12 protein-coding genes are annotated in these 14,585 nt (G+C 62.8%); 3 read left to right on the plus strand and 9 right to left on the minus strand.

Annotated features, from left to right (window positions below):
* Positions 1-239: 239 nt before the first annotated feature.
* From HMPREF3055_RS02050 to groES, 4 genes are all read right to left on the minus strand, one after another.
* A complete protein-coding gene (locus tag HMPREF3055_RS02050; RefSeq protein WP_005505070.1) occupies positions 240-1,370 on the minus strand; it encodes a GuaB3 family IMP dehydrogenase-related protein in 1,131 nt (376 codons plus the stop codon).
* Between the two features lie 145 nt (positions 1,371-1,515).
* Complete coding sequence (guaB, locus tag HMPREF3055_RS02055; RefSeq protein WP_049353339.1) at positions 1,516-3,033, minus strand: IMP dehydrogenase; 1,518 nt, start codon at positions 3,031-3,033, stop codon at positions 1,516-1,518.
* Positions 3,034-3,341: 308 nt separating this feature from the next.
* Positions 3,342-4,928: a chaperonin GroEL gene (gene groL / locus HMPREF3055_RS02060; protein WP_049341811.1), complete on the minus strand. Its 1,587-nt coding sequence runs from the start codon at positions 4,926-4,928 to the stop codon at positions 3,342-3,344.
* Between the two features lie 105 nt (positions 4,929-5,033).
* Positions 5,034-5,321, minus strand: coding sequence for a co-chaperone GroES (gene groES / locus HMPREF3055_RS02065; RefSeq protein WP_005505066.1), 288 nt, complete (start codon positions 5,319-5,321; stop codon positions 5,034-5,036).
* A gap of 226 nt (positions 5,322-5,547) precedes the next feature.
* Between groES and HMPREF3055_RS02070 the strand changes: the two genes are divergently transcribed.
* Together HMPREF3055_RS02070 and HMPREF3055_RS02075 are read left to right on the plus strand one after the other, a co-directional pair.
* The gene (locus HMPREF3055_RS02070) at positions 5,548-7,008 is read left to right on the plus strand and encodes a class I SAM-dependent methyltransferase (RefSeq protein ID WP_246826877.1); all 1,461 of its coding nucleotides are present in this window, start codon (positions 5,548-5,550) and stop codon (positions 7,006-7,008) included.
* Positions 7,009-7,307: 299 nt separating this feature from the next.
* On the plus strand, positions 7,308-8,456 hold the full coding sequence (locus tag HMPREF3055_RS02075) for a glutamate--cysteine ligase (RefSeq protein ID WP_070642913.1): 1,149 nt from the start codon (positions 7,308-7,310) through the stop codon (positions 8,454-8,456).
* A gap of 158 nt (positions 8,457-8,614) precedes the next feature.
* On the opposite strand, the gene tsaD is transcribed toward HMPREF3055_RS02075, so the two are convergent.
* From tsaD to alr, 5 genes are all read right to left on the minus strand, one after another.
* Positions 8,615-9,715 (minus strand): tRNA (adenosine(37)-N6)-threonylcarbamoyltransferase complex transferase subunit TsaD, encoded by a 1,101-nt coding sequence (gene tsaD / locus HMPREF3055_RS02080; protein WP_070642916.1) that lies wholly within the window; start codon positions 9,713-9,715, stop codon positions 8,615-8,617.
* A 144-nt stretch (positions 9,716-9,859) separates the two neighbouring features.
* On the minus strand, positions 9,860-10,399 hold the full coding sequence (rimI, locus tag HMPREF3055_RS02085; RefSeq protein ID WP_070737698.1) for a ribosomal protein S18-alanine N-acetyltransferase: 540 nt from the start codon (positions 10,397-10,399) through the stop codon (positions 9,860-9,862).
* Positions 10,400-11,224 (minus strand): tRNA (adenosine(37)-N6)-threonylcarbamoyltransferase complex dimerization subunit type 1 TsaB, encoded by an 825-nt coding sequence (gene tsaB, locus HMPREF3055_RS02090; RefSeq protein WP_070642921.1) that lies wholly within the window; start codon positions 11,222-11,224, stop codon positions 10,400-10,402. It abuts the gene before it with no gap.
* A gap of 23 nt (positions 11,225-11,247) precedes the next feature.
* A complete protein-coding gene (gene tsaE / locus HMPREF3055_RS02095) occupies positions 11,248-11,853 on the minus strand; it encodes a tRNA (adenosine(37)-N6)-threonylcarbamoyltransferase complex ATPase subunit type 1 TsaE (protein ID WP_070615083.1) in 606 nt (201 codons plus the stop codon).
* Entirely contained in the window at positions 11,853-13,166 is a 1,314-nt protein-coding gene (alr, locus tag HMPREF3055_RS02100; protein WP_070737700.1) for an alanine racemase, read from the minus strand. The genes tsaE and alr overlap by 1 nt, the downstream gene beginning before the upstream one ends.
* Positions 13,167-13,309: 143 nt before the next feature.
* On the opposite strand from alr, the gene HMPREF3055_RS02105 reads away from it, so the two are divergent.
* On the plus strand, positions 13,310-14,572 hold the full coding sequence (locus HMPREF3055_RS02105) for a glycosyltransferase (protein WP_070737703.1): 1,263 nt from the start codon (positions 13,310-13,312) through the stop codon (positions 14,570-14,572).
* Positions 14,573-14,585 lie beyond the last annotated feature (13 nt).

The raw sequence follows: 14,585 nt of genomic DNA on the forward strand, positions 1-14,585 counted from the left end.
ACTTTTGCATAAGTTCTTCCTGAGAATATAGACCTTAGCCATCGCTCTCACTAGATACACTACAGTGAAAATATAACCCCCGACACTATAAAATGAGAAGGTTTCACAACGTGGCATAAATTTCATTATTCCAAAGATAGTGACTCGCGCCCTATCCAAAAGAACACCTCAAAGCAATACCGCCCGGTAGCCGGAGGGATAAACCCATCAGCCACCGGGCGGTGATTCATGAAGCTACATTAGCCGCGGTACGCGGGGACCACGGTCAGGTCAGCCTTCTGGAACTTCTTCAGATCCAGGTAACCGCAGTTAGCCATTGCGCGCTTGAGCGCACCGACAATGTTGCTGGTGCCGTTCACGTGGTGCGAAGGACCGTACAGGACTTCCTCCAGGGAGCCGACAACACCCAGCGGGGTGCGCACGCCGCGCGGGAAGTCCAGCGAGTGCGCCTCGTTGCCCCAGTACCAGCCCTGGCCGGGAGCCTCGGATGCGCGAGCCAGCGGAGCACCCAGCATGACAGCGTCAGCGCCCAGTGCGAGAGCCTTCACCATGTCGCCGGAGCGGCCCAGGGAGCCGTCAGCAATCACGTGCACGTAGCGGCCGCCGGACTCATCCAGGTAGTCCGAACGTGCCGCAGCCACGTCGGCGATAGCGGTTGCCATGGGTGCGGAGATGCCCAGGCCCTGGCGGGTGGTCTGTGCGGAACCGCCGCCGAAGCCCACCAGCACGCCGGCTGCGCCGGTACGCATCAGGTGCTTAGCCTGCGAGTAGCCAGCAACGCCACCAACGATGACCGGAACGTCCAGCTCGTAGATGAACTTCTTCAGGTTCAGCGGCTCGTGCGAGGTGGAAATATGCTCAGCAGAGACGGACGCGCCACGGATGACGAACAGCTCAACGCCCGCCTTCACCACGGTCTCGTAGTGCTCCTGGGTGTTCTGCGGGCTCAGGGAGCCTGCAACGACCACGCCGGAGTCACGAATCTCTTCCAGGCGTGCAGTGATCAGTTCCGGCTTAATCGGCTCGGAGTAAATCTGCTGCATGCGGGTGGTTGCGGAGGCGGGGTCCGCCTCGGGCAGCTCAACAATCTCGTCGAGCAGCGGCTGCGGGTCCTCGTAGCGGGTCCACAGACCCTCGAGGTTCAGCACGCCCAGGCCACCCAGCTTACCCAGTGCAATGGCGGTCGCCGGGGACATGACCGAGTCCATGGGCGCACCAATGATGGGGGTGTCGAACTTGAAGGCGTCAATCTGCCAGGAGGTGTCGACGTCGCGGCGGTCGCGGGTACGGCGGGTGGGCACCAGCGCCACATCGTCCAGGGAGTAGGTGGGGCGGGCGTTCTTGGAGAGGCCAATCTGAATTTCAGACATGGGGTGAATCCTTTCGAATTCGGTTTGAGGGGTGCCGCTGGGCGTTATTCGCGCCGATGCCCGCCCGATACCTGAACGGTTATGGGGCGGGCTCAACGGCGCATGGTGTGCACACCATGCGGCGAATCATCGTTGGTGATGCGTTTTAGGCGCGGTAGTTCGGTGCCTCAACGGTCATCATGATGTCGTGCGGGTGCGATTCCTTCAGACCTGCGGGGGTGATGCGCACAAACTGACCCTTGTGCTTGAGCTCCTCGATGGTGCGGGAACCGACGTAGAACATGGTCTGGCGCAGGCCGCCTTCGAGCTGGTGAATCACTGCGGAGAGCGGGCCGCGGAAGGGAACCTGACCCTCAATGCCCTCGGGGATCAGCTTCTCTTCGCTGGAGACGTCAGCCTGGAAGTAGCGGTCCTTGGAGAAGGACTTGTGACGGCCACGAGTCTGCATCGCGCCGAGCGAACCCATGCCGCGGTATGCCTTGTACTGCTTACCGTTCATGAAGATCAGCTCACCGGGGGACTCGGTGGTGCCGGCAAGCAGGGAGCCGAGCATCACGGAGTCAGCGCCGGCAACCAGTGCCTTGCCAATCTCGCCGGAGTGCTGCATACCGCCGTCAGCAATCAGCGGCACACCTGCCGGGATAGCTGCCTTAGCGGACTCGTTGATAGCGGTCACCTGGGGAACACCAACACCGGCGATGATGCGGGTGGTGCAGATGGAGCCGGGGCCAACGCCAACCTTCACGCCGTCAGCGCCAGCGTCGATGATAGCCTGTGCGCCCAGGCGGGTTGCAGCCTGGCCACCGATGACGTCCACGTGTGCTGCGGCGGGGTCCTTCTTCAGGCGGGCAATCATGTCGAGCACGCCCTGGGAGTGACCGTTTGCGGTGTCCACGAACAGTGCGTCGACGCCAGCCTCGACCAGGGTCATTGCGCGCTCGTAGCCGTCACCGAAGAAGCCGATAGCGGCGCCGGCACGCAGGCGGCCGTCCTCGTCCTTGGTGGCGTTGGGGTACTGCTCAGTCTTGACGAAGTCCTTGAGGGTAATCAGACCGGCGAGCTTGCCTGCGTCGTCGACCAGGGGCAGACGCTCAATCTTGTTGTGGGACAGCAGCGCGAATGCTTCGTCCTTGGTGACGCTGGGGTGTGCGGTGACCAGCGGCATGGGGGTCATGATGTCGCGAACGCGAATGCCGTCGTAGTCGGAGCGGGAGATGTAGCGGATATCGCGGTTGGTGATGATGCCTTCCAACACGCCCTCTTCGCTGACGACGGGCAGACCGGAGACCTTGTAGTAGCCGCAGACCTCATCGTACTCGGCGATGGTTGCGTCAGCGCCGATGGTGACGGGGTTAATGATCATGCCGGACTCGGAGCGCTTCACGCGGTCAACGTGTGCAGCCTGATCCTCGATGGAGAGGTTGCGGTGGATAACGCCCATACCGCCCAGACGTGCCATAGCGATTGCCATAGCGGAGTCGGTCACGGTGTCCATTGCCGCGGAAATAATGGGGGTGTTCAGGGTGATGCGCTTGGACAGGCGGGTGGAGGTGTCCGCATCGGAGGGGATGACGTCGGTGTTGCCGGGCAGCAGCAGCACGTCATCGTAGGTCAGGCCGGTGAAGCCGAAGGGATCCTCGGACAGAGCGGTGGGAATGGTCATTGTCTACCTTTCGGATGCTGGCTTCATCGGTGAGAAGCTCAGCCTATACGTTGCGTATGTCAAGATGCGGTACGACCCGTCTGCTCGCACCCCACAAGGTGGTTTGAGCGCAAACGGGAGCAGCTTACCTTCTATAGTAAACCGCTAGAGGTTTCTTTGCTGAGAAGCACTCAGAGTAAGCATTCCTCAGCGGGAGGCTGTCGGCAGGTTCTAACGCCCCCGCGAACGCGAGCGCATCCGAGCCTACCGACAGCGAGTGCCCGGTACCGCCTCCATGGTGGAGGGGCGGCACCGGGCACACACACTATTTAGGCTTCTTCAGTTTCTTCGGGCTTCTCAACCACCAGGGTCTCGGTGGTCAGCACCAGAGCCGCGATGGAGGATGCGTTCTGCAGAGCCGAACGGGTCACCTTCACCGGGTCAATCACGCCGGCTTCGATGAGGTCCACGTACTCGCCGGTCTTGGCGTTGAAGCCGTGGCCCACGGGCAGCTCGGAGACCTTGGAGACGATGACGTAGCCGTCTTCGCCCGCGTTCTCAGCGATCCAGCGCAGCGGCTGAACCAGGGCACGGCGAACAATCTGTACACCCACGTTTGCGTCGTGGTTGCCCAGGTCCATGCCGTCCAGTGCCTTCAGTGCGTGAACCAGTGCGGAACCGCCGCCGGAGACGATGCCCTCTTCCAGAGCGGCACGGGTGGAGGACACAGCATCCTCGATGCGGTGCTTGCGTTCCTTCGCCTCAACCTCGGTTGCGGCACCGACCTTGATGACACCCACACCGCCGGCGAGCTTAGCCAGGCGCTCCTTGAGCTTCTCGCGGTCCCATTCGGAATCCACGCGCTCAATTTCGCGGCGCAGCTGCTGCACGCGGTCCTCGATTGCCTCGGGGTCGCCGCCGCCGTCCACGATGGTGGTGTGGGACTTGGTGACGGTCACGCGGCGTGCCGAGCCCAGGTGCTCCAAGGTGACCTGCGGCAGGTCAATGCCGAGCTCACCGGTCACGACGGTGCCGCCGGTCAGAATTGCCAGGTCCTGCATGATTGCCTTGCGGCGGTCACCGAAACCGGGAGCCTTCAGAGCGACCACGTTGATGGTGCCGCGCAGCTTGTTCACGACCAGTGCGGAGAGCGCCTCACCGTCAACGTCTTCTGCGATGATGGTCAGCGGCTTCTTCGCCTGAACAATCTTCTCGAGCACGGGCATAATCTCTGCGATGGTGGAAATCTTGCCCTGGTAGAGCAGCACGAGGCTGTTCTCCAGCACTGCTTCGCCGCGCTCAGCGTCGGTGACGAAGGAGGGCGAGAGGTAGCCCTTGTCGAACTGCATACCTTCGGTGATGTCCAGTTCGATTTCGGTGGAGGAGCCGTCTTCAATGGTGATGACGCCGTCCTGGCCGACCTTCTCGAAGGCGCGAGCCAGCAGCTCACCGATCTGCTCGGACTGCGCGGAGATAGCGGCAACGTGCGCCACCTCGGGGCCCTGCACGGGGCGTGCGTTCTCGAGCAGTCGTGCGGAGACAGCCTCCACAGCAGCCTCGATGCCGCGCTTGACGTCGGCGGGTGCCGCGCCGCTGGTGACATTGCGCAGGCCCTCGTTGACCAGTGCCTGTGCGAGCACGGTTGCGGTGGTGGTGCCGTCACCGGCTACGTCGTTGGTCTTGGTGGCGACTTCCTTCGCCAGCTGGGCGCCCAGGTTCTCGTACGGGTCGTCCAGTTCAATTTCGCGGGCAATGGACACGCCGTCATTGGTGATGACGGGTGCGCCCCACTGCTTGTCGAGCACAACGTTGCGCCCGCGCGGGCCGAGGGTTACCTTGACCGCGTTTGCCAGCTTATCGACGCCAGCCTGCAGGGACTTGCGGGCGGCATCGTTGAATTCAAGCTGCTTAGCCATGTGTTCGCTACTCCTAGTGCGTCACAGAAAGGAAAATTTGAGGGGCAGATGATAGCTCATGCGCCGTACCGGATGAGCGGTACGGCGCATGAGCATCTGAAAGTATTAGTCGACGATTGCCAGAACGTCGCGTGCGGAGAGAATCAGGTACTCTTCGCCCTGGTACTTGACCTCGGTGCCACCGTAGCGGGAGAACACGACAACGTCGCCTTCCTTGATGTCTACGGGAATGCGGTTGCCCTTCTCATCCACGCGGCCCGGGCCAACGGCGACAACGCGTGCTTCCTGCGGCTTTTCCTTCGCAGTTTCGGGGATGACCAGACCGGATGCGGTGGTCTGCTCAGCCTGCTCGATCTTGATAACGACGCGGTCTTCCAGGGGCTTGATAGCCATAATCGGTTCCTCCGGGTTGTGGATTTACGTTTGATGCGAGACAGCGGCGCAGTGGCGCGCCCGATGACTGTCTCGAGTGCTACCTCAACTCTAGTTTCACCTGTGCTTTCGGTCAAGAAAAGCGCCCCTCTGCCGGGGTGTTTCACCGCAAGGCGAACGCTGAGCAAAAAGCTGGGCAAATCGGGCTCCTCACCTCTCAAAACCGGCACCCCGTAAAATGAGGAGCATGCCTATTCCCGCATCCCCTTTTACACCCGTCGCCGAGCTTCCGTTCAGCGCCGAAGCGCTCGCGGCAGCCGATGAGCTCTACCCGCTGGGCTCGGATACGCTCAGCGCCGTTACTTCTTTGCGTTCGCGAGGTTTTAGCCCCGAGGAGTCTGCACAGATTATTTCGCTGGCGCAGGCTCGTACCCGTGCGCGCGCCAAGTTCGGCGAGCGCACCCGCACGCTCATGCTGACTCAGGAGGCGGCGGAACAGGCGACCCGCCCGGTGATTGCGCACTATCGTACTCAGCGTCTGCGCCCGGTTGCCGGCACGGTGGCTGATTTGGGTTGCGGTATCGCGTCGGATTCTGCCGTGTATGCGGCCGATCGCGGTGCCGTGGTTGCGGTGGAGTTGGACCCGTTGACGGCTTCTTTTGCGGCGAAGAACCTTGAGTTTTGCCCGCAGGCGCGCGTGTATTCGGGGGATGTGACCGATTATGTGCACGGTGAACTTCTGGACGCTGCCGGTGAGCCGGTGGGCATTGTGTGGATGGACCCGGCGCGCCGCGAGTTGCGGGGTGCGAAGAAGGCCCAGACGGAGCGCCTTTTTGATCCGGAGGCGTTCTCTCCCCCGTTCTCATTCGTGCTGAATCTGGCGCGTACGGGTGTGCCGATGGGCGTGAAGTTGGGCCCCGGTTTTCCTCATGAGGGCATCCCCTCGCCCGAAGATATTGCGTCGGAGGCGAACCCCAACCCGCGCGTTGAGGCGGAGTGGATCCAGTCGGAGGGATCCCTCGCCGAGTTGGTGCTCTGGTTTAACGCACTGGCTCAGGAGGGGGTGGCTCGCACGGCAACCTCTGTGCGCGAGTGGCCTGCGGAAGAGGCTGCCCCTAATGAAGGATCAACCGAAGGCTCAACCAAAACCGGCGCCCTACTGCCTCCCTACGAGGCGGTGAGCTTCCGCAGCCCCTTGACGGCGGAAGAGGCGGAGCAGAGTGTTGACGTTCCGGTGTCCCTGCCGCAGCCGGGTGAATACCTGCTGGAGCCTGCCCCGGCGATTGTGCGCTCGCATCTGGTCGCTGAGTTTGCGCAGAGTATTGGCGCGCACCTGCTGGATGAGCACCTGGCGTACCTGTGTTCTGCCGAGCCGGTGGAGCATCCGTTGGTTGCCTGCTACGAGGTGCTGGAGGAGATTCCCCTGCAGGAGAAGCAGCTGAAGCGTTGGGTGCGTGAGCAGGGCTTTACGGCGCTGACGATTAAGAAGCGTGGCGTGGACATTGTTCCGGAGCAGTTGCGTGCGCGCCTGCTGGGTTCGGCGGGTTCTAAGCCTTCCAAGAAGAAACAGAAAAAGAACGTTAATTCTTCTTCGGGTGCGCAGGCGGGTACTCAGGAGTCCTCGTACCGCCCAGCGACGCTGGTCTTTACCCGCATCGGTTCGGGTAGGGATTCACGCCGCGTCGGCTGGCATGTGCGCCCGCTCTAACCTCGCCAGCCCCGGCCACCCATCCCTAACTACCCAGCACTGACGGCCCAGACCCGACTGCCCAGACCCGAGGACGGGTTACCGTTCGTGACGATTCATGACGTTTCCCGTTCCGGATTCTGCACTCGACAGGGCACCGGGCACCGCAAGACCGTACACTAGATACGGTGCCTAGTAGAGGTACTCCCCCGCAAAAGCCGGCTCCCACCGGCTAGCGCACAGCCGGGTAGAGCCCACCGATAATAACTTCCATAGTCGGCACCATGCACGACCCTATTTCCAGACGCAGGAAAGGCAATATGATTGACTTTGCTACCTCCCCGCAGTCCACTCTCGGCGTGGAATGGGAGATTGCGCTCATCGACCGTGAAAGCGGTGCCCTGACCCAGCGCGCCAGCGAGGTGCTATCCATCCTGCGCGAGCGCCGCCCCGAACTGCTTGAGCCCGCCTCCAACCGGGCGCATGTGACCGGCGAGTTTCTGGAGAACACCGTCGAGGTGGTGACCGGCATCTGCCGCACCGTCGCTGAGGCGTGCCGTCAGCTGCAGGATTTAACGGATACTCTGCGCGACATCACCGATGACCTGGGCATTGAGTTCTACCCCGCCGGCACTCACCCCTTCTCCCACTGGGCTGACCAGCCGGTTGTGGCGAAGGAACGCTACCAGCGCGTGGTCGAGCGCGCCCAGTATTGGGGCCGCCACATGGTCATTTACGGTGTGCACGTACACGTGGGCGTTGACTCCCGCGATAAGGTTCTGCCGCTTATTGACGCGCTGACCAACTACGGACCGCATCTGCTGGCGCTTTCGTGCTCTTCCCCGTACTGGGATGGAGTCGATACCGGTTACGCTTCGCACCGCACCCAGCTTTACCAGCAGCTGCCCACGAACGGCCTGCCCTTCCACTTTGACACCTGGGAGCAGTACAGCGAGTACCTGGAGTCACTCGTGGCGACCGACGTGATCAACGACCCGAGCGAGGACCGTTGGGATGTTCGCCCGGTTCCGCGTTACGGCACTATTGAGATGCGCTATTGCGATGGCCTCGCGTCCCTGCCGGATGTTGCGGCGATCGTGGCGTTCACGCAGTGCCTGGTGGAGTACTTCTCCCGCCAGATTGAGGCGGGTGAAAGCGTTGAGGTGCTCGCCCCCTGGCACGCGCAGGAGAATAAGTGGCGCGTTGCCCGCTACGGCCTGGAGGCTAAGATCGTGGTCTCTAACGAGCCGGTGCAGCGTACCCTGCGTGAAGATTTTGAGCTGCTTCTGCCCAAGCTGGAGCCGGTGGCACGCGACCTTGACTGCGAGGTAGAGCTGGCACAGGTACGCCGCATCCTCGCCGAGGGTACGGGTGCTGATCGTCAGCGTGCGGTCTTTGAGAAGACCGGCTCTCTGCGTGAGGTGGCGCTGGATGTTGCTGCGCAGTCTCGTGCGCGAGCGTTGCGTTAGAGCCCCCCCGCAGCTAAAGTTTGAATACAGAAAATGCCTCGGCGCAGTCCTTTGCGAGACTGTGCCGAGGCATTTCTATGAGCATTCTCGAGGCGAGCCGCATCAACGGGCTCGCGCTAATAATCCCTGCGGAAGTAACTATTTCAGAGGTAGCCTGTTTAGAAACAGACCGTGGTCACCGGCAGAGAGGAGTCCGTCGTGAAGTCCACGCCCGAGGGCTCACGACCGGCAGCGACCAGGCGGGCACCCAGCGCCGCAACCATCGCGCCGTTATCGGTGCACAGGGTGAACTTCGGGATAATCAGACGCACCCCCTCGGAGGCGCATCGGGCGGAAAGCAGCTCACGCAGGCGCGAGTTAGCCGCCACGCCGCCACCGAGCAGCAGGGTCTTCATGCCCTGCTCGCGGCAGGCAAGCATCGCCTTCTTGGTGATAACGTCCACGACCGCCTCCTGGAAGGACGCGGCAATATCGGCAACCGGGACCTCTTCACCGGCTGCTTCAAAGCTTTCGATCACGCGCGCCACGGCGGTCTTCAGGCCGGAGAAGGAGAAATCGTAGCGGTGTGCGCCGGGCTCCTCGGCGGTGCCCATGAACTTGCGGTTCGACAGGCCGCGCGGGAACACGAAGGCGTTGCGGTTGCCATCAGCGGCGGCGCGGTCAATCGCGGGGCCGCCCGGGTAGTCCAGGCCGAGCAGTCGGGCGACCTTGTCGTAGGCCTCGCCTGCGGCATCGTCGAGGGTCGCGCCGAGCAGACGCACATCGGAGGTAATATCGCGCACCTGCAGGATTTCGGTATGACCGCCAGAGACTAGTAGCGCACCCAGGCCACCGGATCCGGCATTCGCCAGCAGGTCGGAGCCGTCTTCGGTGCCGTTGTCCTCCAGCAGGCCAACGCCAACGTGTGCGACCAGGTGGTTAATGCCGTAGAGGGGCTTGCCGGTGGCAATAGCGAGCGCCTTCGCCGCGGAGACACCGACCATGAGTGCGCCCGCCAGGCCGGGGCCGGCGGTGACGGCGATAGCGTCCACCTGATCGAGGGTGATGTCCGCTTCGGCGAGTGCCGCCTTGAGGGCGGGGATCATGGCGTCCAGGTGAGCGCGGGAGGCGATTTCGGGGATCACGCCGCCAAAGCGTACGTGCTCTTCCATGGAGGAGGAGATGGTGTTGCTGAGCAGCTGTGCACCGCGCACGATGCCGATACCGGTCTCATCGCAGGAGGATTCGATGCCCAGAACGAGGGGTTCGCGAGTGCTCATAGTCTATCTTTCTGTTGCGCTGTCTGCGCGTAGTGCTTCTAGTTGCAGTGAGGTAAGGATGCTGTGATGTAGGGATGCCGCGGCATAGAGGGCAGCGGATACTCGCCCCTATCGCATGGATTGCCGTTTAGCCCAACGGCATATTTAGAACGCGCATTCCATAATGATGGCGTCGGTTCCGTCATCGTAGTAGCCGCGGCGTACGTGAATCGCACGGTAGCCGTTGCGTTCGTAGAGGCGCTGGGCGCGCGGATTGTCGGCACGCACCTCCAGCAGGATGCGCTCGGCACCCTGCTCGCGGGCACGCTCGTGCATCTGCTCAAGCATGGCGCGACCGAAGCCGTGGCCCTCATATTCGGGGAGCACGCCGATGGTTTGAACGTCGGCGGTGTCGGCTACGACCATGGTTCCGCAGTAGCCGATAGCGCGCCAGTCGCCCTCGTTATCTTCCGAACCTTCTGCAGGCAATTCGAGCATGTAGTAGGTGCGAGTCGGGTGGGTCAGCTCCTCGAGGAACATGTCGATGTGCCAGGCGTCGGCGGGAAACAGGGCGGTTTCCATGCGGTGCATGGCCTGCACGTCGGCAAGTTCGGCAACGCGCAGGCGGGCGCCCAGTGCCAGATTATTCAGTGCCAGGTTATTCAGCGCCAGGTCGTCTCGCACGATATTGTCGGTAGCGCTCATTTAGCTCTCCTTCTGTGCGGCAGTCTGCGCAGCCTGTGCGGCCTGCTTCTGCTGGCGGGCGAGCATTGCGGCGGGGACCTTTGCGTCTGAGTCGCGCAGGTACTGGGCGGAGGTGTCCTCGCTCAGGTTCTCGATGCCCAGGCGCGCCGCGGCGGCAACCAGGTACTCGGCGTGGGGGTGAACCTCGCGGGCAGAATCAACGATGGTCCAGCCGTGCTCTTCGAGAGCCTCGGTGTACAGGCCAGCACCGTAACCGTAGGCGTAGGCGGGAGCCCCACCGGGCAGAATTTCGGAGGCGGGGCATACGTTCGGGCCGTCCACCAGGCTGTAGCCTTCGGCGTTCACGCGGTAGCGGGCGGAGTAGACTTCGCGGCGGCGCGCGTCGGAGAGTACGAGTAGCTCAGCACCTTCTACAAGCTCAGCACTTTCAGCAGAGGCGAACGCTCGTTCTACGTTCTCTTCCCCGGCAGTATCCTCGGCAGCCGCACCAGACACAGCACGCTCAGCCAGCGCGGTCAGGCTCATCATGCCGTACACCGGCACCGACCAGGCAAAACCCAGAGCGCGCGCAGTAACGATACCGGCACGCAGACCCGTAAAAGGTCCCGGGCCGGTACCGGTCAGAATCGCATCCAAATCTTCGCCGCGCACGCCAGCGTCCTGCAGGGCCGCCTGCGCGTAGGGGCCCATCACCTCGGCGTGGGAGCGGGTATCTTCACTCTCATAGCGGGCGAGGATTTCGAAGGACGCACCGGCTTCGGAGCCGTGCACACGGGCGAGCGCCACAGATGCGGTGGCGGATGAATCAAGGGCAAGTACTAGCACCCTATCATTCTAACGCGCGGGCTCTAGGCGCTCTGCAGGGCCTCTTTCAGTGCGTCAAAAGCGTGCTCCCAGCGGGGGCCGAAGGCGCGCACCCGCAGCAGGCGAGGCTCAGGGGTGTCCGCTTCCTCGTCGCTTTCGTCCTCGTCTTCGTCGTCCCAGCTGAACTCTTCGGCCCCCGAGTAGGCGAAGCGTGCATCCGCGCCGGTCAGGCGGGTGAAGTCCAGCTCCAGGCGGGAATCGCTCAGGTGCTCAGCCTTATCGCGGCCCCACTCAATGACGGTCACAGAGCGCGGCAGGGAGAACTCCAAATCCAGGTCGTCGAGCTCTTCGGCGCTGGAGAGGCGATAGGCGTCTACGTGCACCAGGTCGGGGCCGCCGGGTCGGGGGCCGTCCGGCAGGTTCGGGTGCACGCGCGAGAGCACGAAGGTCGGTGAGATAACGCCTTCGCGCACGCCCAGGCCTTCACCCAGGGAGCGGGTGAACGTGGTCTTGCCCGCACCGAGCTCGCCCGAGAGCAACAGTACGTCCCCGGCGTTCAGGTGCTGCGCCAGGGTGAGCGCCAGGCGGCGGGTATGGTCGGGGCCGGTCACATCCAGGTCGAGTGCGGCAGAAATGTACTCAGCGCTCATTAGTCCTCCTGCTCCTGCCCGGTACCCCACAGCTCGTTCAGCTCAGCTTCAACCCAGGAGCCGCCAACGTAGAGGCGCTCCACGCGGGACGAAATGCGGGTCACGATTTCGTAGTTAATGGTCTGTGCGGCATCCGCCCACTCTTCCACAGGCGGGTTCTCACCGGCACCAAAAAGGATGGCGGGCGCACCCAGGTACCCCAGGGCAGGGTCACTCAGGCCGGGTTCGCCCAGGTCAACGACCATCTGGTCCATGGCGATGCGGCCGACCACGCGGTAGGTCTTGCCTTCCGCGTTGTTAGGCCCGGAGCCGTTCTCCGCGTTCTGCGCGCCCGGGTAGATGCGCACCGGCGCGTTCTCCGCAATACGCGGCACGCCGTCAGCGTAGCCGAGCGGCACCAGCGCCAGGGTGGTTGCCTTGGGAGTGTGATAGCGCAGACCGTAGGAAACGCCCTGACCTGCAGGAACTTCCTTCACGGCGGCAATGTAGCTGCTCACCGTCATGACGGGCTTCAACCACAGGTCCTCAGCGGTGACCTCCGGCAGCGGGGAAAGACCGTACAGCGCGAGGCCGCAACGCACGCCGTCACCGAGCAGACGCTCCTCCGTATCCCAACCCTCCAGCGAGGCGGTCAGGGTCGCCGGGGAGTTCGCCAAATGCACGATCTTCGGGTCCAGGCCAGCCTCACGAGCCTGAGCCACAAAAGTATCCAGGGCATCGAGCTGCTGTGCAGTCTCGGCGCGGGTCGGCTCATCAGCAACCGCCAGGTGGCTAAAAATACCCTCAACCGTAATCAGTCCAGACTCCTCCAGACAGGCGGCGCGAGCCACCAGTGCAGGCCAATCCGCCGCGGTAGCACCGTTACGACCCAGACCGGTATCAGCCTTCAGATGCACGATAGCGCGCTCGCCGGTGCGTTCAGCGGCGGCGGCTACCGCCTCCAGGTCCCAACCGGAAACACCCAGACGGATCTTCTCCTGCAGAGCCGCCTCAAAATCGGTGGAGGGAGTGTGCAGCCACGCCATGAGCGGCGCCTCAATACCGTCAGCACGCAGTTCCAGCGCCTCGTTCACGTGCACCACACCCAGCAGGTCAGCACCGGCGGCAATAACCGAACGTGCCACCGGGTACGCGCCGTGACCGTACGCATCCGCCTTAATCACTGCAATGAGCGCGCGGTCGCCAATAAGTTCCTTGAGTCGGCGCACATTATGTTCTAGCGCATCAAGGTCAATGGTGGCGCTTCGCTCTGCCTCTGCCGGGGTGCAGGGCGGGCAGTAGAGCGGTTCGGCAGGCTGCTGAGGGTGAGTCATGGTCCTTCACGGTCCTTCTGACGGCGGGTACTACAGGCTGCGCTTGGACAGCCTCTCTTCTACTAAATTCTAGACCTCCCGGTGTGCGAAAGTCCTATCGCGCTACACTAGGTAAGGTACACCTTTGAGAGAGGAAAGCATCGATGAGCACTCTGCCGCCGGTTCGGACGGTTCACGTGTATTCCATGCACACCGACCCTTTTGCGCAGCCCGGTAGCGGAGATGCAGGCGGCATGAACGTCTATATTGCCCGGTCGGTGCATGCCATGCTGGAACTGGATCCGGAGCTGCGGGTTGAGGTTTTCACCCTGGATCGCGGTGAGGCGCTTCCGACCGATTCGCCGTTCCGTCAGCCTCCTCAGCCCGGCGAGCGCCTTGTGCGCCACAGTCTTGATCTGCCCTCCGCCCGTGGTCTTTCGAAGAATGAGCTGGCTGCGGTCACCGATGATTTTGCGCAGGCGTGCGTCGAGCAGGCACTGTACACCCCGGATATTATTCACGCCCACTATTGGCTGTCGGGTCAGGCTGCGGCTCGTGCATCCGACCTGTGGTCGGCTCAGGGCGTTGGCTTCCCGGTTCCTGTTCTTTTTACTCCACATACGACGGCTGCTGCCAAGGATGCGCGCCGCGGCGAAGGTGAGGCGCCCGAACCCGAGGAGCGCTATGCCGCCGAGCGCCTGATGAGTAGCTCCGCGAGCCGGGTGATTGTGAATACTCCCCTGGAGGCGCAGCAGATGGGCGAGTATTACGGTACGGACGCGCAGAAGCTTGCCACTATCCCGCCGGGTGTTGACACCTCGATTTTCCATACGATTCCTGGCGTGCATCCGCTCAATGACACCTCGGAGACTCGTTGCCGCATTGTGTTTGCCGGTAGGCCTCAGCCGTTGAAGGGCCCGCATCTGCTGGTGGAGGCGCTCGCGCTGCTCCCCTCCGATCTGCAGGTGGATGTGGACATTATTGGTCGTTCCGATTCGGATTATGAGCGCCGCCTGTTGCAGCGTGCAGCTGAGCTGGGTGTGGCAGATCGGGTGCATTTGAAGGATCCGGTTCCGGCATCTGAGTTGGCGAATATTTTCCGTGCTGCCGATATCGTGGCGTCCCCGTCGTCGTCTGAGACGTTCGGGTTGGTGGCTCTGGAGGCGCAGGCGTGCGGCGCGGCGGTGCTCGCTACGGATGCTGACGGTCTGCGCTTTGCGGTGGAGAACCACCGTACGGGCCTGCTGGTGGCGCCTCGTACTCCGCAGCGTTGGGCTGCAGCTATTGAGCGTCTGGTGCGTGCCCCGTATCTGCGTCATTCGTTGGGTGCGAACGCCGCGGCGCGTGCCCGCACGATGGGTTGGGAGCAGACGGCGCGTAAGACCCTGGAAGCTTATGCCGAGGTACGTGAGGGTATCTCGCAGTAATGTATTTTTCACG

The sequence above is a fragment of the Rothia sp. HMSC061C12 genome (genome assembly GCF_001815755.1).
Taxonomy (GTDB): Bacteria; Actinomycetota; Actinomycetes; order Actinomycetales; family Micrococcaceae; genus Rothia; species Rothia mucilaginosa.